This window comes from Brevibacillus brevis, from assembly GCF_022026395.1.
Classification (GTDB): Bacteria; Bacillota; Bacilli; order Brevibacillales; family Brevibacillaceae; genus Brevibacillus.
In genome coordinates, this window is record NZ_CP041767.1 from 83,184 (window position 1) to 103,468 (window position 20,285).

Annotated in this window: 24 protein-coding genes, 1 other RNA gene and 1 other annotated feature; of the genes, 23 read left to right on the plus strand and 2 right to left on the minus strand. The window is 48.7% G+C overall.

The annotated features are described in order from the left end of the window. Positions 1-41 precede the first annotated feature (41 nt). The 9 genes from ffs to FO446_RS00545 all read left to right on the plus strand — a co-directional run bounded on the left by ffs (position 42) and on the right by FO446_RS00545 (position 6,928). Positions 42-306: signal recognition particle sRNA large type (gene ffs / locus FO446_RS00505), an RNA gene on the plus strand. Between the two features lie 238 nt (positions 307-544). Further along, entirely contained in the window at positions 545-1,978 is a 1,434-nt protein-coding gene (locus FO446_RS00510; RefSeq protein ID WP_173612116.1) for a PAS domain-containing sensor histidine kinase, read from the plus strand. A 141-nt stretch (positions 1,979-2,119) separates the two neighbouring features. Next, positions 2,120-3,817 carry a DNA polymerase III subunit gamma/tau gene (dnaX, locus tag FO446_RS00515; RefSeq protein WP_173612115.1) on the plus strand — a complete coding sequence of 566 codons (1,698 nt, stop codon included), beginning with the start codon at positions 2,120-2,122 and terminating at the stop codon, positions 3,815-3,817. Between the two features lie 45 nt (positions 3,818-3,862). Next, on the plus strand, positions 3,863-4,174 hold the full coding sequence (locus FO446_RS00520; RefSeq protein ID WP_026134079.1) for a YbaB/EbfC family nucleoid-associated protein: 312 nt from the start codon (positions 3,863-3,865) through the stop codon (positions 4,172-4,174). A gap of 28 nt (positions 4,175-4,202) precedes the next feature. After that, complete coding sequence (recR, locus tag FO446_RS00525; RefSeq protein WP_017246916.1) at positions 4,203-4,799, plus strand: recombination mediator RecR; 597 nt, start codon at positions 4,203-4,205, stop codon at positions 4,797-4,799. A gap of 93 nt (positions 4,800-4,892) precedes the next feature. Continuing rightward, positions 4,893-5,366, plus strand: coding sequence for an SRPBCC family protein (locus tag FO446_RS00530; protein ID WP_237899760.1), 474 nt, complete (start codon positions 4,893-4,895; stop codon positions 5,364-5,366). A gap of 59 nt (positions 5,367-5,425) precedes the next feature. Next, the gene (locus tag FO446_RS00535) at positions 5,426-6,403 is read left to right on the plus strand and encodes a CPBP family intramembrane glutamic endopeptidase (RefSeq protein WP_237899761.1); all 978 of its coding nucleotides are present in this window, start codon (positions 5,426-5,428) and stop codon (positions 6,401-6,403) included. 15 nt (positions 6,404-6,418) lie between these two features. Further along, the gene (locus FO446_RS00540) at positions 6,419-6,649 is read left to right on the plus strand and encodes a DUF2508 family protein (RefSeq protein WP_012683849.1); all 231 of its coding nucleotides are present in this window, start codon (positions 6,419-6,421) and stop codon (positions 6,647-6,649) included. A 12-nt stretch (positions 6,650-6,661) separates the two neighbouring features. After that, complete coding sequence (locus FO446_RS00545; protein WP_007719887.1) at positions 6,662-6,928, plus strand: pro-sigmaK processing inhibitor BofA family protein; 267 nt, start codon at positions 6,662-6,664, stop codon at positions 6,926-6,928. Positions 6,929-6,944: 16 nt separating this feature from the next. Here FO446_RS00545 and FO446_RS00550 read toward each other — a convergent pair whose 3' ends face one another. Then, the gene (locus tag FO446_RS00550; protein ID WP_173612112.1) at positions 6,945-7,472 is read right to left on the minus strand and encodes a hypothetical protein; all 528 of its coding nucleotides are present in this window, start codon (positions 7,470-7,472) and stop codon (positions 6,945-6,947) included. A 208-nt stretch (positions 7,473-7,680) separates the two neighbouring features. On the opposite strand from FO446_RS00550, the gene FO446_RS00555 reads away from it, so the two are divergent. From FO446_RS00555 to FO446_RS00615, 13 genes are all read left to right on the plus strand, one after another. After that, positions 7,681-8,676 (plus strand): hypothetical protein, encoded by a 996-nt coding sequence (locus tag FO446_RS00555; protein ID WP_232774377.1) that lies wholly within the window; start codon positions 7,681-7,683, stop codon positions 8,674-8,676. Positions 8,677-8,736: 60 nt separating this feature from the next. Next, positions 8,737-8,919, plus strand: coding sequence for a sigma factor G inhibitor Gin (locus FO446_RS00560; RefSeq protein WP_007719893.1), 183 nt, complete (start codon positions 8,737-8,739; stop codon positions 8,917-8,919). Positions 8,920-9,023: 104 nt separating this feature from the next. Then, on the plus strand, positions 9,024-10,496 hold the full coding sequence (locus FO446_RS00565; protein WP_237899762.1) for an aminotransferase class I/II-fold pyridoxal phosphate-dependent enzyme: 1,473 nt from the start codon (positions 9,024-9,026) through the stop codon (positions 10,494-10,496). A 39-nt stretch (positions 10,497-10,535) separates the two neighbouring features. Next, positions 10,536-11,177 (plus strand): dTMP kinase, encoded by a 642-nt coding sequence (gene tmk / locus FO446_RS00570; RefSeq protein WP_012683854.1) that lies wholly within the window; start codon positions 10,536-10,538, stop codon positions 11,175-11,177. 142 nt (positions 11,178-11,319) lie between these two features. Then, positions 11,320-11,649, plus strand: coding sequence for a cyclic-di-AMP receptor (locus FO446_RS00575; protein WP_007719896.1), 330 nt, complete (start codon positions 11,320-11,322; stop codon positions 11,647-11,649). 92 nt (positions 11,650-11,741) lie between these two features. Continuing rightward, positions 11,742-12,188, plus strand: coding sequence for a YaaR family protein (locus tag FO446_RS00580; RefSeq protein WP_012683855.1), 447 nt, complete (start codon positions 11,742-11,744; stop codon positions 12,186-12,188). A 16-nt stretch (positions 12,189-12,204) separates the two neighbouring features. Next, a complete protein-coding gene (gene holB / locus FO446_RS00585) occupies positions 12,205-13,185 on the plus strand; it encodes a DNA polymerase III subunit delta' (protein ID WP_221868231.1) in 981 nt (326 codons plus the stop codon). 3 nt (positions 13,186-13,188) lie between these two features. Then, positions 13,189-14,004, plus strand: coding sequence for a PSP1 domain-containing protein (locus FO446_RS00590; RefSeq protein ID WP_173612108.1), 816 nt, complete (start codon positions 13,189-13,191; stop codon positions 14,002-14,004). Positions 14,005-14,032: 28 nt separating this feature from the next. Beyond that, complete coding sequence (gene yabA / locus FO446_RS00595; RefSeq protein WP_173605680.1) at positions 14,033-14,404, plus strand: DNA replication initiation control protein YabA; 372 nt, start codon at positions 14,033-14,035, stop codon at positions 14,402-14,404. 108 nt (positions 14,405-14,512) lie between these two features. After that, a complete protein-coding gene (locus FO446_RS00600) occupies positions 14,513-15,280 on the plus strand; it encodes a tRNA1(Val) (adenine(37)-N6)-methyltransferase (protein WP_173612107.1) in 768 nt (255 codons plus the stop codon). Further along, a complete protein-coding gene (locus FO446_RS00605; protein WP_007719905.1) occupies positions 15,255-15,530 on the plus strand; it encodes a GIY-YIG nuclease family protein in 276 nt (91 codons plus the stop codon). The genes FO446_RS00600 and FO446_RS00605 overlap by 26 nt, the downstream gene beginning before the upstream one ends. Then, positions 15,527-16,399, plus strand: a complete 873-nt coding sequence (gene rsmI / locus FO446_RS00610) for a 16S rRNA (cytidine(1402)-2'-O)-methyltransferase (protein ID WP_173612106.1) — start codon at positions 15,527-15,529, stop codon at positions 16,397-16,399. Before FO446_RS00605 ends, rsmI begins: the two co-directional genes overlap by 4 nt. A gap of 130 nt (positions 16,400-16,529) precedes the next feature. After that, the gene (locus FO446_RS00615) at positions 16,530-17,180 is read left to right on the plus strand and encodes a class I SAM-dependent methyltransferase (protein WP_237899763.1); all 651 of its coding nucleotides are present in this window, start codon (positions 16,530-16,532) and stop codon (positions 17,178-17,180) included. 59 nt (positions 17,181-17,239) lie between these two features. Here FO446_RS00615 and FO446_RS00620 read toward each other — a convergent pair whose 3' ends face one another. Continuing rightward, positions 17,240-17,488: an AbrB/MazE/SpoVT family DNA-binding domain-containing protein gene (locus FO446_RS00620; RefSeq protein WP_007719913.1), complete on the minus strand. Its 249-nt coding sequence runs from the start codon at positions 17,486-17,488 to the stop codon at positions 17,240-17,242. 444 nt (positions 17,489-17,932) lie between these two features. Beyond that, positions 17,933-18,188, plus strand: a binding site (T-box leader). 58 nt (positions 18,189-18,246) lie between these two features. Here FO446_RS00620 and metG point away from each other — a divergent pair. After that, entirely contained in the window at positions 18,247-20,274 is a 2,028-nt protein-coding gene (gene metG / locus FO446_RS00625) for a methionine--tRNA ligase (RefSeq protein WP_232774380.1), read from the plus strand. Positions 20,275-20,285: the final 11 nt, after the last annotated feature.

Genomic DNA, 20,285 nt, shown 5'->3' on the forward strand with positions numbered 1-20,285 from the left:
ACTCCTTGCTATCGGCTACTAACTTTGGTATTCTAGTTCTACCGTGCTAGACGGGGAGGTTGCGGTGCCCTGTAACCTGCAATCCGCAATAGCAGGGTTGAATTCCTATCCTAGGTTTTCTTATGTGAGGCTGCCTTATGGCGGCGGTGTTGAGGAGCGGGTCCTGTGCAACGCGAACCCATGAATCTGGTCAGGTCCGGAAGGAAGCAGCCATAAGTGGATCATCGCGTGTGCCGCAGGGTAGCCTGCTCTGAGCTGCTACCATAAGTAACGCTCGGATAAGAATTATCGAAGATAGGTGCACGGTACTTATCACGAATGACAGATAGCATGTTTCCGAAGGGAAGCATGCTATTTTTATTTATGTTTATTTTACGATCCAATTATTTTTTGTTGGAATTTGACGATAACTAGCGAAACATTTCCATGCTTTTCGGGTAGATAGAATGAAGGTTTTACGGGTATTTTCACGAATTTTCATAATAGGCGGAAAGGATTTCTTTCTTTCCTTTCAAAATACGTCATAGGCCAGGAGGGACAAGCTATGGGTGCACTTTCTTCGTTACATCTCGTTGGCTCGTCCGGTCGATTGCAGCGGTTCATGCATCAACTGCCTACTGCCGTTTTATTGGTGAATCAAGCGGGTAGTATCGTGGAGGTCAACGAACAACTGCTTCGTGTAACCGGATATTCACGCGATCAACTTGTCAATCAGCCTATCAGCTCTCTTCTTCCCCATCGAGGCTCCATAGAGCTCATGTATGAGGAATATTTGCGAAAGGAAGAAGAAGTGGGAACCAAAGGCGAGGTTGAACTGGAATGGTGTGATAAACAGGGAAGATGCAGGAGCACACCTGTCATGATCATGGCACAGCAAGCAGAAGAACTTCTGTACATGATTCATTTTCCCCAACTCCTAAAAGAAAGCGATCAGCTTTTGTCGCAGCGATTGCTGACCAAACTGACCTATGATACAAGCATGGGCTTGTTTATCCTCGACGAGAAATCGATCATTATCGAAGCCAGTCAAACTGCGTGCAAGCTGTTGGGTATGGAGAGACTGGACGTCATCAATAAGCACGTCGATCAAGTATTTAGCGGCATTCCCGAACCGCATCGGTTCATTAAAAAAGAACTGCTGGAAGGTGTAAAGCTGCAAAATGTCGCGACTTCCTGGACCAATGACAACCAACGCTATGAGCTGATTGTCGACGCCAATACACTCCAAGACGAGTCAGGGAAAACAGTGGGGGCGTTTATTCTTTTCAAAGACATAACAAATCTGCGATCCTTCGCCCAAAAGCTCGAGCGGAATGAACGCTTGGCGATGATCGGGCAAATTGCTGCTGGTACAGCACATGAGATTCGTAATCCACTCACCTCGATCAAAGGATTTCTGCAAATGTTCCTCAAGTCATTCGCTGACAGCGGCATGGAGCGGGAGAAAACGTACACCGAAATCATGCTCACCGAAATCAATCGCATCAATTCTTTAGTCAGTGAATTCCTACTATTGAGCAAGCCACGTAATATTCAATATTCCATGGTCGATTTAAATACCGTTTTTGAGGAAATTTTGCCGATCGTCGTGTCACAGGCGAATCTGTATGGAATTGATGTTCAGTTTGCCTCTTGCGGTAAGCTTCCAATGGTCGTCGGGGATAACGAGCTATTGAAGCAAGTGTTTATTAATATCTGCAAAAACGGAATAGAAGCAATGGGAGAGCAAGGATCGCTTCGGATTTCCCATCATTTCGATCAGGATGGCGACAAAGTCAGTATCGATATTCACGATTCAGGTCCGGGCATCCCGCTTTACATTATTGATAAGATTTTTGATCCGTTTTTTACGACAAAAGAGGAAGGGACTGGGCTCGGATTGTCCGTCTGCCAAAAAATCATTCACGATATTGGCGGTCAAATCCGTGTCTCCTCCAAAGGGTTTGGGACGACCTTCCATATCATGCTGCCGTATTAGGAGTAGAATGCGTCCCGCACAATTGTGAACGGGGCGTTTTTTAAGTGAGACTTGCCCGTTCACTTTGTACGAACGGTGGCAATCGTGTATACTGAATAGGATATAGAAGAGGACTGTGCAGATGGGGAGTGTCACACGAACATGGCTTATACCGCGCTATACCGCGTATACCGACCGCAGACTTTTCAAGACGTAGTCGGACAAGAGCATGTTACGACAACCTTGCGTAATGCTTTACGCGAAAATAGGCTGTCCCATGCCTATTTATTCAACGGTCCCCGAGGTACGGGAAAAACAAGTGCAGCCAAAATTATGGCGAAAGCAGTGAACTGCGAGCAGCCCATAGATGGTGAGCCATGCAATCAATGCGATACGTGTAGAGCCATATCCAACGGTTCTGTAACGGATGTGCTGGAAATCGACGCGGCATCCAATCGTGGTGTTGAAGAGATCCGCGACATTCGCGACAAAGTGAAATTTGCCCCGAGTGACGTCAGGTATAAAGTGTACATCATCGATGAAGTGCATATGCTGACGACAGAGGCATTTAACGCTTTGTTAAAAACCCTCGAAGAGCCGCCGTCCCACGTCATTTTTATTTTGGCGACGACAGAGCCACACAAGCTGCCAGCTACAATTATCTCTCGTTGCCAGCGCTTTGATTTTCACCGAATTCCTCTGAGAGTGATGGTCGATCTTTTGCAAAGGATTTGCCAATCACAAGGGGTGCAGGTGGAGGAGCAGGCCCTGCAGCTCGTAGCGAAGATGGCTGAAGGTGGAGCCCGTGACGCTCTTAGCTTGTTGGACCAAGCGATTAGCTATAGCAAGGACGAGGTTCGTGCTAGCGATATTATGCAGATTACGGGCACAGTTGCCCAATCTTACTTTTCTGTGCTTGCGCGACATATTGCCGAAAATGATATTGCGCAGGTCATGGAGCAATTTGATAAGGTTATGGTGCAAGGGAAAGACCCGGAGCAGTTCCTGCACGATTTCCTCTATTATTACCGCGATATGCTGTTATTGAAGACAGCGCCGCAGTTGGAAGAGATTGTCGAGCGGACCATGATTGATGATCAGTTTGCAGAGGTTGCAAAGCTGTACTCGTTTCCGGTGCTTTATGCAGCGATTGAGACCTGCAATCAGGCTTTGTCGCAATTAAAATGGTCGACCTATGCAAGGGTGCTGGTTGAACTGACGCTTGTCAAAATGTGCCAGCCTAATGCGAATGCGACGGAATCTATGGGAGCCTCACCCGTTAACAGCGAGGAACTGACCGCGATGTCCAATCGTATCCGCGTTTTGGAAGAGCGTTTGGTTCAAGTGATGCAAGGTCAGGTGAGCATTCCCGGCCAGCAAAAGGCCGAAGAAACGCGCAAGAACGAGCCAAGGCGCATAGCTGCGGCTTCTGGTGGTTCGCGAACCCCGATGAATAGAGTCAGGGAAGTCGCGAAGGCCATGGATGAGAATTTGACGAGACAGGTGCGCGGGCAGTGGAGTCAAATTTTGACCGAACTGAAAAAGATCAAGATTCAGTACCAGGCTTGGCTAGTCAATGGTCAACCGGTAGCTGCCGGCAATGAAGCTGTTGTCGTAACCTTCAACAGTGCCATCCATTGCGATAAGACGATGGAGGCAGAGCTTCGGAGCGTGATCGAGCGCGTTATGTCTACGGTGCTGGGCAGGCCCTTGCAGCTCTTGTCTGTCATGGAGGAAGAGTGGCAAAGTGTAGACCAGCAGGTTGGTCAAAAGGACGCTTCTGATGAGCCGGAAGAGGACCCATTTTTGGCGGAAGCCATCAAGCTCGTCGGAGAAGATCTTGTTGAAGTCAAAGACTAAATCATACAACCATAACCATTTAGGGAGGATACCTCAATGAAAAACATGCAGCAAATGCAACAAATGATGAAGCAAGTGAAAAAAATGCAGGAAGAAATGCAGAAAGCGCAAGAAGGCTTGAAAGAGAGAATCGTGGAAGGCTCTGCTGGTGGCGGTGCAATCACTGTAAAAATCGATGGACATAAACAAATCAAAGACATCGTGATCAAGCCGGAAGTAGTAGACCCTGAGGATGTAGAAATGCTGCAAGACCTGGTGCTCACTGCTGTGAACGATGCACTGCGTAAAGCCGATGAAATGGTAGGCAAGGAAATGGGTAAGTTTACCGGAGGCATGAACATCCCAGGCCTGTTCTAAAAATTGGGCAGGAAAAGAGGAGTAGGCGATGTTTTATCCAGAACCGGTCTCAAAGCTCATTGATGGTTTTATGAAATTGCCCGGCATCGGTCCCAAAACGGCTGGGCGGCTTGCCTTTTTTGTGCTCAATATGAAAGAGGACGACGTGCTTGATCTGGCAAAAGCATTGGTCAATGCCAAGCGTCAGCTTCATTATTGCTCGGTCTGCAACAATATTACCGATCTTGATCCATGTCATATTTGTCGAGACAAACGCCGTGACGGTTCAGTCATCTGTGTGGTGCAAGAGCCGCGTGACGTGGTAGCGATGGAGAAGACGAGAGAGTTTGAAGGGTATTATCACGTTTTGCACGGGGCAATTTCTCCTATGGATGGGATCGGTCCGGAAGATATTCGCATTCCTGACCTGTTGAAGCGCCTCGGTGATGAGCAGGTGAAGGAAGTCATTTTGGCGACCAATCCGAATATCGAAGGGGAAGCGACAGCGATGTACATTTCCCGGCTGATTAAACCTTTTGGCATTCGCGTGACGCGTATCGCCCATGGCTTGCCAGTCGGTGGAGATTTGGAGTACGCCGATGAAGTGACGCTGACCAAAGCATTGGAAGGCAGACGCGACCTGTAAAGGAAATTTTAAAAATACCATCCTAGAGTACGATATAGAGAGAAGAAGACGGGGGCTGCCTGTCTTTTTTTCGTTTCAAGAGGAGGATGCAGGATGCCTGTTATTCGTATGGAGTTTTTGATAGATGCTCCGCGACAGGTCTGCTTCGATGCTGCCAGAAGCATTGATTTGCATATGGAATCGACCGCCAGCACGAAGGAGAGAGCGATCGGAGGAGTAACGAGCGGACTGATAAACCAGGGGGAGACGGTTACCTGGGAAGCCGTTCACTTCGGTATCAAGCAGAATTTGACGGTGAAAATCACAGAGATGGAGGAACCGCGCTATTTTGTGGATGAGATGGTTTCCGGGGCATTCAAACGGTTTCATCATACGCATGAGTTTATTCCAATAACGGACAATCAGACGAGGATGATTGATATTTTTGATTACACATCTCCGCTGGGTATTTTGGGAAAGCTCGCAGATTGGTTGTTCCTGGAGGCGTATATGACGCGGTTTTTGCGGACGCGAAATGAATATCTCAAGCAAATAGCAGAAGATCAGATCAAAGCTTTGCAATCTTGATAGAAATGCCGGACTTTTTTGAATGGACGAGACATACAGTGAAATAGGAGCGTGAGGAGATGCTGACAGGACCAGGACTGTCGCTTGCGAGTGGGATACGGCGACAGAAGTCCACTCCATGGGCGATCATGCTGTTTATTGGGTATTGGCTCATGTTTGCTGCGGAGTTATCCATGATTCGTTTTCACAAGGGGGCAGACGGAAAGTGGATCGCTACCACCGTCGGGCAACCGGAGGTATGGCTAGGATTACTTGCATTTGCAGTGACGGTATTTAGCTTCATTGCGACCATTGGTTTCATTGTGAGCCTGCTAAGGGAAAGACGGCAGCCGACGTCATGGCTATGGCAATATGACGAGTTTACAGGGAATGATGTACTGCATATTGTAGCTTGGCTGCATGTGTTTCAAACAGGCGTACTACTGTTGTATGGGTTTTTGCTGGAAGGTACCTTCTTTTCCACCGGTACGATCGGAGGGATATTGGAATCAGCTATTTTTCAACTGTTCCTGTTGATTTTGATTCCGTTTTGGTTTCGTGGGCGACTGGGGGAAATCGGTGTTCGCCGACCTGTACGACTAGGCCGGATGCTGCTGATGCTAGCTGCTCTGTTTCTTTTGATTGCACTGGTGTTGGATACGGTGGTGACTAACCCGATTGCGGACTGGTTTGGACTGTCTCTGTCCTCAGAGAGAGAGCAGCAGATCGAAAAAGAGATCGTGCAGGCGAAAGAAACGGATATTTTGGCGGCGCTCACCTCACTTCTGGTCATTGGCATATTGGTTCCGATTGCGGAGGAGATTTTGTTTCGAGGCGTGATTCAGACTTATCTGGTTCAGAGAATCGGGCCCGTTTTGGGTATCCTGCTGAGCAGTCTCTGGTTTGGGCTCTTGCATATGGATATCGCTCTGTTCGCTCCACTTTTTGTCATCGGACTTATACTCGGATTCGTTCGACATCGGTACCAATCAATCTGGGGAGCCGTTTTGCTGCATGCGTTGAACAACATGACAGGAGTACTTTACTACTTTCATTGAGGGGGAAGCTTGCAGGTGAGTAGGTGGAGAAAAAAAGCGAGGTTCGTGGTGGAATGGAATGAAGCGAGCTTGGATGTGGCAGTCAATCAGGCGCGAATGGACTGGCAGCATGCCCGCCATCTTGTGGAGATCAGTGAACCGGATGGCGGTTTGGATGATGTCATTTACTATTTGCACGTGACCGAAAAGCGGTATATGTATTTGCTCGCGCAAGCAAAGCGCGAGAGGAATCGCCAACAGGCATAGGAGGAAAAGCCGATGACTACAGGGTGGGTTATAGCACTGATTGTAGTTGGAATTTTGCTGGTGATAGCCGCCAGCAAATCTGTCACGGGCCCGATCAGGTGGATTGGATTTGGGATCATGCAAGTCGTGATTGGCGCATTATTGCTGTTTTTCACCAATCTGGTTGGAGAGTTGGCTAACTTTCACATCCCGATCAACCCGGTGACGGCTCTGCTCGTCGGACTTCTCCGTTTGCCTGGATTGGCGGCGTTGATTGTCATCAAGCTATGGGTTATGTAAAGGTGTATCGATTCGGTTATCCATCGGTAAGCAAAAAAGCAACGCCGCGATCCTCGTATTTCACACGGCTACGACTTGGCTGGCGAAAGGAAGCAAGGAGGGCGAGAAGGCGTGGCAGCGCGACGATCAACGTTCCGGTGATCAAGGTGAGCCCGTATCCTTCCGAAAGCCACACATAAGCCCCGGCTGCTATCGCCATACTTCCCACGATTACCGTCAGCTCACTTCCCCGATAGACAGAGAGCGGGATGGGAAGAGGATAGCCTGCCCCCCACCACGGAGAGACGAGCATATCGGCAGTTGTCTTTGGCTTATGGCTGCGCAGAAGGGCATACAGTCGAAATAAGACCAAATGACAGATCGGTATCACGGGTAGAATCGCTAACGTCACAATCAGCGTATAAGCGGGGACTTGTAGCATGAATGAGTGCCAAATAAGGGACAAGCCTATTAACAAGAGTTGAAAAAGGTAGCCGACGAATCGCCAGCGAAAACGATAGAGCAGCTTGTAGCTATAGATCGTATGGGCGGCGGTTTCCTTCATGAGAAGTCACTTCCTTTTACAGCGGTCTGGATGATTGAAAGTCTGCGTTTCCATTATCGCACAGTCGCAAATCTTGAGAAAGCTCATACAACGAATGAAATAAGCCGTTTGTCTAGCCTGATTAGACTGACGGTTTTTTGTTATGGGCAGGATAAAAGGAATGATAGGGGATCTGATTGGTTAGGGCGTGAGGAGGAGGGAAGAGAGAGTGAAGCTATGGGTCATTTCAGAGGAGGTCGTAGCCAGATTCGGAAATGAGCTAGGAGCGTGTGGAATAGAGATGATTGTTTGCGGCGGGGAAGCCGTACAAGAAGATGAAGGCGCCAATGGATTTCTGCTGACAAAAGAGAGTGATGGCAAGCTTTTGCAGGAAAGGATGCAACAGCTGGGAACGGGGCCATGGCTCGCACTTGTTTACGGAAGCGACGTGCCATACGACTGGGCGAATACCCTGCATACCCAATACGAGCACACCGGGGAGTACGAGGTCATTCGCATGGCGTTATTTACCCACGAGCGTGCTTTGCTTGGAGGGGAACCTACTGGGAGATGGATGCGGTTCCTCTGTAAGCAGCTCGCTCGCTACTCACTGGTGACGATGGTATGCGGGATGCGCGAGGTGGATGAAGCACTTCGGCAATTCCCTGCCTATTTTGCGTGGAAGGAGCAGTTTTACATCGAACTTGGTACAAGCTGCGATGAGAAAGGAATTTCTCTGCACCAAGTCAGTCGCGCGCTCGGTATGGACAAACGAATCGGTCACGGCTGGCTCTACCCCTCCCGCCAAGACTCTTCCCTCATCGTTCGATGGCTTGAAAAAGAATGCAGGCTCATTCTACAAAAAGCCAATATACAGCGGATCGTACTTTGGGGAGAGGATTCGCTATGGGAGCATATGCCTTCTGACTGGTTGGCTGAAAAAGACGTTGCGGTGTACACGGGAGAGGACAAGCCAATTCCGAACAAAAGGAGGGCGGGTTGGACGCTATACGATTCGTGGCAGGAAGCTGTAAAGGATGCGGATTTGCTCGTGATCGGGAATGCCGCAGGAACGACCATTGCAGAGCTGCCGTTATCAGAGCTAGTTGACAGAATGAGGCATTCCTATGTCATTGATGCTGCAGCTTGCTTCCCTGTGCAGGAAGCCCGGTCCTACTTCCAAGCCTACCGAGCTATCGGCGAAAACACGAACATTTGGGAATGATGCTGATTATAATGGGGTATAATGGTTGGTATATTGAGGAAAAGGGCAGGCGTTTTCACTATGGAAAAAGTTGCTCAGCGATGTATCGTCTGTGAACAGGAGCAGAATGACGGAATCGCCATTTGTGAGCAGTTTATCTGTCAACGGTGCGAACAGGAAATGGTCAATACCGATGTACAGGATGAAAAGTACCCGTTTTTTATTCATCAGATGAGACGCATTTGGTTGCGAAAAGATGCGTGAAGAAAGAAGGCATCGGTGCATTCCGGTGTCTTTTTTTTGCTGGATTCATGCGTGTCCAAATCATGCTAAAATAGGGGAATAAAAATAAAGGACGTGAGTCGCGCGTGTTGGAGAGAGATGTTGAATTTCGGGAGCGACAAAAGCGTGCGCCCCTTTATGAACAGCTTGAACGGCACGCCAAGCATCGGCCGCATCCGTTTCATGTGCCAGGACATAAAATGGGCCACAGCTTTGACAACCATGCGAAAAATCGCTTTCAAGACATCTTGGAGCTGGACGTAACGGAGATTAGCGGGACAGATGACCTGCATCAGCCACAGGGTGTCATTGCAGAAGCGCAGGATTTGGCGGCGCAAGCCTTCCATGCGGAACAGACCAAGTTTTTGATCGGAGGAAGTACAGTAGGAAATATCGCCCTCATCATGACGGTATGCAGACCGGGTGACAAGATACTCGTACAACGCAATTGCCATAAGTCTGTATTCAACGGCATTATGATGGCCAGAGCAACCCCGATCTTTTTAGTACCTGCCGTCGATCTGGCAACAGGAGTCGCTGCGGGTGTAAGGCGCGAAGATGTAGAGCGTGCGCTGCTTGCACACCCCGATGCCAAGGCAGTTTTTTTGACGAATCCTACCTACTATGGAATGGGTATCGATTTGGCGAAAATGGCGGCTACGGTCCACCGGTTTGACGTACCGCTTTTGATAGACGAAGCCCACGGTGCCCACTACGGGTTCCATTCTGCCTTTCCTCGTTCTGCCATGCAGGAAGGTGCGGATGTTTCGGTCCAATCGACACACAAAATGGGAACGGCAATGACGATGTCCTCGATGCTGCATATTCAGGGAGAGCGAATTGATCGTGAGCGGTTGTTCCGCCATCTCGCCATGCTTCAATCTTCCAGCCCATCCTATGTGCTGATGGCTTCACTCGATGTAGCCAGACGTCATCTGGTGTTGGAGGCGACTGAGGAATGGAACAGGTTGTTGCCGCTTTTGGACAAGTTTCGGGAGCGACTTGATCGACTGGACTGGCTGGATTGGCCGCGGCTGTCCACGAACAGCGTATACGCTACGCTTGACCCGCTGAAGCTGTTTTTCCATTTGCGAACGGCCCAATTCAGTGGATTTGAGTTGCAGAAATGGATGGAAAAGCACGGGATTTTCTCGGAGCTGGCGGATGACTCTCATGTACTCCTCGCAGCCTCGACGGGAACAACCTCCCGAGACCTGGATGCTTTGTGGAGATTGCTTGAATCGATGGCGCCGCAAGTAGAACCGGGGGAGGAGCGCATTCTTTTGACGGGAGTCGTGTCTTCCCATTATTTGCGCGAGCAGGCATTGCCGATGCATGAAGCCGTTGACTGCCCGAGGGAGTCGATTCTTTTGGAGCAGGCTCTGGGACGCATTGTGGCAGAGATGGTAATTCCATATCCGCCAGGGATTCCGGTGCTGGTGCCAGGCGAGCGGATCGATGAAGAAAGTCTGGCGATGCTAAAGGAATTGGCGAGAGGACAAACCCGATTCCATGGCGTACAGGACGACCAGCTACAAACGATACAGGTCTTACGATAATCAAAGCAACTGGCCTGCTACAACAGGGGTGGAAGGAGTATGGAAGTGGCAACAGGAAAAAAAGGCCGATTTATTACAATAGAAGGCGGAGAAGGGGCTGGGAAATCCACCGTCATCGCCAAGCTGTACGAAGAGCTGAAAACGCGGGGAGTCGATGTACTTTTGACTCGTGAGCCCGGTGGAATTGATATCGCCGAAAAAATTCGGGAAATTATTTTAAATCCGGCCCACACGCAGATGGATGAAAGAACAGAGGCTCTCTTGTATGCGGCAGCACGTGGCCAGCATTTGGCGGAAAAGGTGTTACCTGCTTTGGCAGAGGGCAAGCTGGTACTGTGCGACCGTTTTATCGACAGTAGTCTCGCCTATCAAGGACATGCGCGGGGATTGGGCATTGATGCTGTCTACCAGATTAACCGATTTGCTGTCGGTGACTGCATGCCGGAATTGACTTTGTTCTTTGATGTACAGCCCGAAACAGGATTGGCACGGATTAATGCCTCCCGTGGACGAGAAGTAAATCGTCTTGATCTGGAAGGGATGCGTTTCCATGAGCTTGTTCGGGAAGGGTATCAGCTGGTCATGGAACGCGACCCAGAGCGCTTTGTCGTTATTGATGCCGAGCAGCCGATGGAACAAGTATATCAATCTGCCCTACAGGCACTGCTAGACAGATTGTAAAGGCTGTAAGGTTCCCTGTACCGCAGGATGATGTACATGCTGTATAATATGTTTAAGCGAAATAACGTACCAAGCCTACGTGTTTTTCATACAATGAAGAAGCCAAATTGGGAATGGATCATGGGAGAAAGGGTGATAGCCGATGAAAATGGTAGTTGCGGTCGTCCAAGATAAAGATAGTGGTCGTCTGTCTCAACAACTGGTGAAAAAAGGTTTTCGTGCTACGAAGCTGGCTAGTACGGGTAGCTTTTTACGCGCCGGTAACACAACTTTTTTGATCGGTACGTCTGACGAAAGCGTGCCGGAAGTAATCGACATCATTGCGCATAATTGCAAATCCCGCAAACAAATGGTCACTCCCGTCTCTCCACTCAGCAATGCTGTAGACTCGTTCATGCCATATCCGTTGGAAGTTCAGGTGGGTGGTGCGGCAGTATTCGTATTGGATGTCGGAGAGTTCCACTCATTTTAACGTGGTTCCTTCTCTCTTTTTTCGCAGCTTTCGTATATACTTGATCTCATGGGGACAAACCCTGTATTGGATCGGGCGACGGAGGTGGCGATATGAAAATCAGTGATGGGTTACGGCCTAAACTGGACTTGATTAAAACAACGGATTCACGCAAGAATCCTCAACTGGAAAAGCTGAATTTTGGCACGATGATTCAAGGAGAAGACGAGCGTATGTCTCAGGAGAAGCTTACCCGGCTGCTGACAGACATAGACAAGCAGGGACAGATTCTTGCTCGTTCCCGGGCCGTTCGTGACTTCTATGCTTATAAAAATCTCGTCAAGCAGTTCATGGAAGAGGCTGTGAAGTTCGGCATAGCCTTAGATGACAGACGAGGAATGAATCGGCGTGGTCGCAGCAGGCTGTACAAAATCGTCAAAGAGGTGGATGCCGAGCTGCTCAAACTGACAGATGAGCTCTTGAGCGAGCAGGCACCAACGATTGATTTGTTAGCCAGGATTGGCGAAATCCGCGGCATGTTGATCAATTTGTATTTTTAGTGGGTGTGAAACCATCATGACATGGACCCGTTTTTCTCAGCAGCCACGAGCACAGGAACTGCTGTCTCATAGTTTGCGCAACGAACGACTGGCACACGCCTACTTGCTGGCGGGTCCCAAAGGTTCAGGTAAAAAGCAGATGGCCCTGCATCTGGCGAAATCCCTTTTTTGTTCGGAAAGGGAGGCAGACGCCTGCGGGGCCTGTGTTACATGCAGGCGCATAGAGGGTGGCAACCACCCGGATGTGTTGTTTATTACGCCTGATGGGGCTTCGATTAAGATCGACCAGATCCGTTCGCTGCAAAAAGAAATGGCGATGCGCGCCGTCGAGTCGTCACGCAAGGTATATATCATCGAGCACGTCGATAAAATGACGACACAGGCTGCCAACAGTCTGCTCAAGTTTCTGGAGGAACCGCCCGCTGGTGTACTGGCACTGCTTTTGACAGAGCACAGCCATGCGATTCTTCCTACGATTTTATCTCGATGCCAAATCGTTCAATTTTCACCAGTTTCTGCAGAATCGATTGCGGAAAAGCTGCGTGCGGAGGGCGTTTTGGCGGGAATGGCGCAGGTTGCTTCCCACATTACGACAAATGTGGAAGAAGCCATGACACTCAGCCAATCAGAATCGTTTGCACAGCTAAGAAATCTAGTGATACAATTGGTGCAGGAGTGCAAACAGCGCAATTCATCTGCACTCTTAACGATCCATGATATGTTGCAAAAGAGCGACAAAAGTAAAGAGGAACTACCCCTCTTTTTAGATTTGCTCATCCTTTGGCTGCGCGATATCCTGTATTTGCAAGTAGGCAGGCATGCCCATCTCATTAACAGCGACCAACAGGATGTGCTGCAAGGACAAGCACTGGTATGGACAAAAGCTGAGCTCTTGCGCGGGATAGATTTGGTCATGGAGACGAAAAATCGGATAGAGCGAAATGCCAACGCACAGTTGGCTCTTGAGCGGTTGGTTCTTCAATTCCAGGAGGGATAACCCTTGTACGAGGTTGTTGGGGTCCGCTTTAAGAAAGCGGGCAAAATATATTACTTCGACCCTGACCGACTGCCGATTGAGCAAGACTGCACCGTCATCGTTGAAACGGCGCGAGGGGTCGAATTTGGCAAGGTCGTCATTGGCAAAAAAGAAGTGGCTGAGTCTGATGTCGTATTGCCGCTGAAAAAAGTCATTCGGATGGCAGACGAGCGAGATGCAAAACAGGTGGATGAAAACAAGCAAGCCGCCAAGAATGCTTTTGCTGTATGTCAGACGAAGATCAAAGAGCACAAGCTCGATATGAAGCTGGTCGATGTGGAATACACGTTCGACCGCAACAAGATTATTTTTTATTTTACCGCTGACGGCAGGGTTGATTTCCGTGAGCTGGTAAAAGACCTCGCCTCCGTATTCCGCACCCGGATTGAGCTTCGCCAGATCGGTGTGCGTGACGAAGCCAAAATGCTTGGCGGGATCGGGCCTTGTGGCAGGTTGCTTTGCTGTTCGACGTTCCTCGGCGATTTCGAGCCTGTCTCGATCAAAATGGCCAAGGACCAAAATCTTTCGTTGAATCCAGCCAAAATCTCTGGTCTGTGCGGCCGGCTGATGTGCTGTTTAAAATACGAGAACGACAACTATGAAAGCTCGAAGGATGAGATGCCGGACATCGGCAAAATGGTCAACACCCCGATGGGGAATGGACGAGTCGTTTCCGTAAACGTACTTGACCAATCTGTCCAAGTAGAGCTTTCAATCGACAAACGCGTCACCGAGTTCGGATTGGATGAGATTGCGATAGGTCTCCCCACCTTTGAATAAAGTGTGGGGGTAGGGGAGAGGTGAGCTAGTGGACAAACGGGAAATCTTCGTCAAGATGGCGAGCATTGAAGAACGTATTGGCGACCTTTATAAGGAAATTGGTGAACTGAAAGACGTCATCGTTGTTTTGATGGAGGAAAACGCCCAATTACTCGTTGAAAACCAGCACCTTCGCAACCGACTAGACAGGAAGAAGACCGGCTCCCAACCAAAACAGAAGGGAACAAGCCCTGTCGCGAAGGAAAAAGCCAAAAAGGCAGTGGTCGGAGAAGGATATGACAACCTCGCCCGTTTGTACGCGGAAGGATTTCATATCTGCAATGTGCATTTCGGCAGCCTGCGAAAAGAAGGGGATTGCCTGTTCTGTCTCTCATTCCTGAGCGGCGGCCCTCAAAAATAAGCGGTGAGTAACCAGCACCACATGAAAAAGCGACCTGGGCCACGTGTCAGGTCGCTTTTTTCCGGATAGGAATAATAAGACAAGAACAAAAGGGAGTACGAGCCACAGATGGAACCTGTCACCAACGTGCCGCTTTATGAAACAGAGCGCATCGATGATTTATTGACACATGAAATGAAAATAATCCAGAGCCACGAAGTGTTTTGTTTCTCGATGGACGCTGTTCTTTTGGCGCGATTCGCATCTGTGCCGAAGCGCGGAAAAGTATTGGATATGTGCACGGGCAATGGGGCTATACCGCTCATTATGACCACGCGTACGCCAGAAGCCAGTTTTGATGGAATCGAAATTCAAGAGCGTTTGTTCAGTATGGCGAGCCGCAATGTGACATTGAATGGCTTGAACGAACGAATTACGATGCATCACGGCGATGTGAAGGATGCGGTGTCGCTGTTCGGGCATGGGAAGTACGATTTGATCACATGCAATCCGCCGTATATGCCTGCGACCAGTGGGGAGAAAAACATCAGCGAGCACTTTGCGATTGCCCGTCATGAGATTATGCTGTCCTTGGAAGATGTCATTCGCGTGGGGAGCCAACTGCTAAAAAATGGCGGGAAGCTGGCGCTCGTGCATCGATCCACACGTTTGATCGACATCATTTCGCTTATGCGCCAATACGGCATCGAGCCGAAACGGATGCGCCTGGTTTATCCGCGCAGGGAAGCAGAGCCAAATATGGTTCTGATCGAGGGAATAAGGGGTGGAAAGCCGGAGCTGAGAATTCAGCCGCCGCTGATTGTGTATGAAAATGGAGAGCAATACTGTGAAGAACTACAGGAAATCTATTATGGCAGACGAGATTCCCTCGAGTAAGAGTCATTATGTCTACATCCTCTCTTGTGCGGATGGGACACTCTACACCGGATATACGACAGAGCTGATCCGTCGCTTGGCTGCTCATAATGAAGGAAAGGGTGCCAAGTATACGAGAGGCCGCGGGCCAGTGGAGCTGCTCTATTGGGAAGAAGGAGCAGACCGTTCCTGGGGTCTCAAGCGTGAAGAGAGCATCAAACGATTAACGCGCAAGAAAAAAGAAGAATTGATTGGAGGGGCCTCCGAATGAATGTGCAACGCAGTTTTGCGTCAGAAGAAGCAGGAGTCCTTTATTTGGTGGCTACACCCATTGGCAATCTCGATGATATCACGGTGCGGTGCCTAAATACGTTGCGTGAAGTCGATGTCATCGCGTGTGAAGATACGCGCCAGACGAGAAAGCTGCTAAACCATTTTCAAATTGAAAAACGTACGGTCAGCTATCACGAGCATAATAAGGAAGCAAGTGGGAATGGGTTGCTGCAGTGGCTTGCCGAGGGCAAGAAGATTGCTTTGGTAAGCGACGCTGGCTTGCCCGCTATTTCCGACCCGGGTGCGGAGCTGGTACGAGATGCGACCGCAGCGGGATTTTCTGTCATCCCCGTTCCAGGTGCCAATGCGGCGTTAACAGCTTTGATTGCTTCCGGTCTTCCTACGGATCGCTTTGTATTTTGCGGATTTATGGGACGCGAAAACAAAGAAAGACGCGAAGAGCTGGAGCGATTGAAACGATATCCTGAAACGCTGATATTTTATGAAGCTCCCCATCGGGTGGAAAAGACGCTTGCTGCCATGCGGGAAGCGTGGGGGAATCGCCGAGCTGTCCTGGCAAGAGAGCTGACAAAGCGTTACGAGGAATTTGTGCGTGGAACGTTGGATGAGCTGTTGGAATGGCTTAGAAGCGGCGAGGTGCGTGGTGAATTTTGTGTGATTGTCGAAGGGAACACCGGTCCGCTGGAAGCGGAAGTCGATGATACCTGGTGGCAATCGCTGAGTATTGTGGAACACGTGGATCATTACTGCGCACAAGGCATGGGGAAAAAGGAAGCCATCAAGCAAGCAGCCGATGATCGAAACGTATCCAAGCGAGATGTTTACAACGAATATCATCGTGAATAAATGTTAAAGAGGGAGCAAAGCTGGCCGATACGGTCGGCTTTTTCTTTTCGTCATCTCGACGTGGCAGGTGAATACGATGGTAAGGGGCGCTGAGGGTGTTTTCGGAAGGAAAGGAAGGGGGGAATCAGCTGTGAGTATTCGTGATTCTCGTTTTATTGTGAAAACAGATGAAAAAGACGATCATTTTATTTTTACGCTGCCGGTTACATGGAACAGTAGACCGTACGAATATGCCTGGGCCAAACAGTTTGCCAGGCCGAATGACGTTGTACTTGATTCGGCATGCGGGATCTGCCACCCATTCAAATTTTATTTGGCCAATCATTGTCGAGAAGTACACGCTTGTGATCTCGATAATCGGATACTGTCTAAGGAAGCGATCTATCAAGATATTGTGGACGTATTTGGGAAAAGAGTAGCAGATAGCTTGCCTGCGCATTATTTTAACGGTATTTATTATTGTCGAGCAAATTTGACTTACTTGCCGTACTCGGATCAAAAGTTTGATACTGTATTTTGCATCTCTGTTCTCGAGCATCTTGAAGACCCGATTATGGTGGAAGCATTTCGCGAATTTCATAGAGTGTTAAAAGACGATGGGCAGCTTGTACTCACATTTGATTACCCGCTGATCAATTTAGCGCGACTGCAGCAAGTTTTGGTGGAGGTTGGATTGCAGTTTTCTGGCGACGTATCCTTTGAAATGCCAGCTGATGTGGTCTATTCTGATTTGTATGTGCCCAGGCTGTACTTCTTCCGAGCGCTGCTGAAGAAAAAATAGCAAACAAAAAGCCTTTGTAGGCTCGTCCCACAAAGGCATGTTTATGTAATCAAATGAAATTAGCGTTTAACAGGCATTTCTGTCAGACAATCTTGGCACACAATTTTACCTTTAAAGTGAGATACCTTATCAGCGTTTCCACAGAAGATACATGCAGGCTCATACTTTTTCAGGATGATGCGCTCTCCGTCAACGTAGATTTCCAAAGCATCTTTCTCAGCGATACCCAAAGTGCGGCGCAATTCGATTGGAATAACAACACGACCCAATTCATCTACTTTGCGAACGATACCGGTTGATTTCATCATAGTTAAAATCTCCTCCCAAAAGTCTGTATATGTCGATGCTATTGTTATACGCTCATCATTTATCGTCAATATTCGACATTTTCTGTTGGGATTATCATACCAGCCATTCCCAAAGGTGTCAACATGATTTTGACAATTCCTTGAAAAGCAAAATGTTTTTTCAAAACGAAAATGCTGTTAAATCGGTGTTTCTCAAAATGTTGGCAGCGATATGGAAATTTTTATGGATAAAATTTACTGGGAGTATTGGTGTCGAATAAGTCGATGAATGTCGAAACGCAACATGGCAATTCGACAAAAACTCCAAGTTTTCTCTTTTCTGCTGGTAATTTGTAAAGTTGGTATGAAGCCAGCGATAAAATTCCTTAGGAAAATGGGCTTGCCGAGGATGTTTACAAAACAGGTTGGTCGTGTACAATAGAGGATAAATGCAGCAAATGATACCAAACGACCATGATGGGAAGAGTAAGCCGATCCTCCTTATTTCAGAGAGCCGGGGTAGCTGAAAACCGGTATAAGCGAGCAAGCTGAACATGGCCCCTGAGTCTTGCAGATGAACAGTAACGGCATTGACCGTACCTTAGTAGTTTGTGACGTATGCCCACGTTACGGGTAGAGTCATGTTTTGACTCACCAAGTCCGTTTTCCGTGAGGGGACGGAGTATTTGGGTGGTACCGCGAGATAGAGCTCGCCCCAATTTTTTTGGGGCGGGCTTTTCCTTATTTTAATAAACGTAAACAGGAGGGGAATAGTTGCAATGAAACCTACTTATTACATCACAACACCGATCTACTATCCAAGTAACAAACTCCACATCGGTAACGCTTACACCACAATCGCGTGTGATGCCATGGCTCGTTATAAGCGTTTGCGCGGCTATGATGTGTATTACCTGACAGGGACAGATGAGCATGGTCAAAAGCTCCAAGAGCGTGCAGCCGAGGATGGCAAACAACCACTCGAATTCATCGACCCGATTGTCGATTGGGTAAAGGACCTATGGCAAAAGCTGGACATCTCTTATGACGATTTCATCCGTACCACTGAGCCTCGTCATAAAGAAGTCGTACAAAAAGTGTTCCAGCGTCTGCTCGACCAAGGTGATATTTATTTGGGTGAGTACGAGGGCTTCTACTGTGTGCCTTGCGAAGCTTTCTGGACAGAAACCCAAGCGAAAACAGACAACGGATATGCTTGCCCGGACTGTGGTCGCGAAGTGAAAAAAGTGAAGGAGAAAAACTACTTCTTCCGCATGTCCAAGTATCAGGACAGACTGCTTGCACACATCGAAGCAAACCCTGAATTTATTCAACCGGAGAGCCGCCGCAACGAAATGATCAATAACTTCCTGAAGCCAGGCCTCCAGGATTTGTCCGTATCCCGCAGTACATTTGACTGGGGAATCAAGGTGCCGAGCGATCCAGAGCACGTCATTTACGTATGGATCGATGCATTGACGAACTATATTTCTGCTCTCGGCTATTTGTCCGAAGACGACAGCAAATACCGTAATTTCTGGCCAGCCAATGTTCATATGGTTGGAAAAGACATTTTGCGCTTCCATACGATCTATTGGCCAATCCTGTTGATGGCACTGGATATTCCGTTGCCAAAGCAAATTTTTGGTCATGGCTGGCTTCTGATGCCAGATGGAAAAATGTCGAAATCCAAGGGGAATGTCATTGACCCGAAGGTTTTGATCGACCGTTACGGTTCTGACGGCGTTCGCTACTTCCTGCTTCGTGAAATCAACTTCGGTCAGGATGGCATCTTCACGCCAGAATCGTTCGTACAGCGCCTGAACTACGACTTGGCTAATGACATCGGAAACCTGCTGAGCCGTACCGCTACGATGATTGAGAAATATTTCGATGGTATCGTTCCAGCTCCACAGGATGCAGGAGAGCCGGATGACAGCCTGATCGGCCTTGCGATGAAAACGAAGGCGTTGGTGGAAGAGCACATGGAAGAAATGCGCTTCTCCAATGCACTGGCTCACATTTGGGAACTGGTGGGACGTACAAACAAATACATCGACGAGACCATGCCTTGGAATTTGGCAAAATCCGAAGAAACCAAAGGTCGCTTGGCAACCGTTATGTACAATTTGGTGGAAAGCATCCGCATCAGCTCCGTGCTGATCCAACCGTTCATGACCAAAGCCCCAGCGAAAATTTGGGACCAACTGGGTATTTTGGGCAATGAAGAAGCAACGAGCTGGGAATCTGCAAGTGTATGGGGTGGATTGCCTGCTGGAAGCACCGTTAGCCGCAAGGAACTACTCTTCCCTCGTCTGGATGTTCAAGCGGAACTGGCTTTCATCGACGATTCGACAGCAGAAGCACGTCGCCAAGCGGAGGAAAACAAGAAAAAGCAAGCAGCTTTGAAAGGGGAAGCACCTGTGAGTGAAACAAACACCAACCAAACAGAAGCAGCAACTGACAAGCCAGCTGATGCAAAAGAAGAAATCAGCATCGACGATTTTGGAAAAGTAGAGCTGCGCGTCGCACAGGTAGTGGAATGTGCCAAGCATCCAAATGCAGACAAATTGTTGGTTCTGCAATTGGATCTCGGCTACGAGAAGCGCCAGGTTGTTTCTGGTATCGCGAAATACTACTCCCCAGAAGATATGGTTGGCAAAAAAGTGATCCTCGTAGCCAACCTGAAGCCAGTGAAGCTTCGCGGTGAGCTGTCTCAAGGAATGATCTTGGCAGCATCGGCAGGAGATCAGTTGACACTTGCAACTGTTGACCCAAGTATGCCAAACGGAGCAATCGTGAAGTAACGAGGGCAAGG

Coding starts and splice junctions, on each gene's coding strand:
- FO446_RS00510 (WP_173612116.1), top strand. CDS start 545: ATGGGTGCACTTTCTTCGTTACATCTCGTTGGCTCGTCCGGTCGATTG.
- dnaX (WP_173612115.1), top strand. CDS start 2,120: ATGGCTTATACCGCGCTATACCGCGTATACCGACCGCAGACTTTTCAA.
- FO446_RS00520 (WP_026134079.1), top strand. CDS start 3,863: ATGCAGCAAATGCAACAAATGATGAAGCAAGTGAAAAAAATGCAGGAA.
- recR (WP_017246916.1), top strand. CDS start 4,203: ATGTTTTATCCAGAACCGGTCTCAAAGCTCATTGATGGTTTTATGAAA.
- FO446_RS00530 (WP_237899760.1), top strand. CDS start 4,893: ATGCCTGTTATTCGTATGGAGTTTTTGATAGATGCTCCGCGACAGGTC.
- FO446_RS00535 (WP_237899761.1), top strand. CDS start 5,426: ATGCTGACAGGACCAGGACTGTCGCTTGCGAGTGGGATACGGCGACAG.
- FO446_RS00545 (WP_007719887.1), top strand. CDS start 6,662: ATGACTACAGGGTGGGTTATAGCACTGATTGTAGTTGGAATTTTGCTG.
- FO446_RS00550 (WP_173612112.1), bottom strand. CDS start 7,472: ATGAAGGAAACCGCCGCCCATACGATCTATAGCTACAAGCTGCTCTAT.
- FO446_RS00560 (WP_007719893.1), top strand. CDS start 8,737: ATGGAAAAAGTTGCTCAGCGATGTATCGTCTGTGAACAGGAGCAGAAT.
- tmk (WP_012683854.1), top strand. CDS start 10,536: ATGGAAGTGGCAACAGGAAAAAAAGGCCGATTTATTACAATAGAAGGC.
- FO446_RS00575 (WP_007719896.1), top strand. CDS start 11,320: ATGAAAATGGTAGTTGCGGTCGTCCAAGATAAAGATAGTGGTCGTCTG.
- FO446_RS00580 (WP_012683855.1), top strand. CDS start 11,742: ATGAAAATCAGTGATGGGTTACGGCCTAAACTGGACTTGATTAAAACA.
- holB (WP_221868231.1), top strand. CDS start 12,205: ATGACATGGACCCGTTTTTCTCAGCAGCCACGAGCACAGGAACTGCTG.
- FO446_RS00600 (WP_173612107.1), top strand. CDS start 14,513: ATGGAACCTGTCACCAACGTGCCGCTTTATGAAACAGAGCGCATCGAT.
- FO446_RS00605 (WP_007719905.1), top strand. CDS start 15,255: ATGGCAGACGAGATTCCCTCGAGTAAGAGTCATTATGTCTACATCCTC.
- rsmI (WP_173612106.1), top strand. CDS start 15,527: ATGAATGTGCAACGCAGTTTTGCGTCAGAAGAAGCAGGAGTCCTTTAT.
- FO446_RS00620 (WP_007719913.1), bottom strand. CDS start 17,488: ATGATGAAATCAACCGGTATCGTTCGCAAAGTAGATGAATTGGGTCGT.
- metG (WP_232774380.1), top strand. CDS start 18,247: ATGAAACCTACTTATTACATCACAACACCGATCTACTATCCAAGTAAC.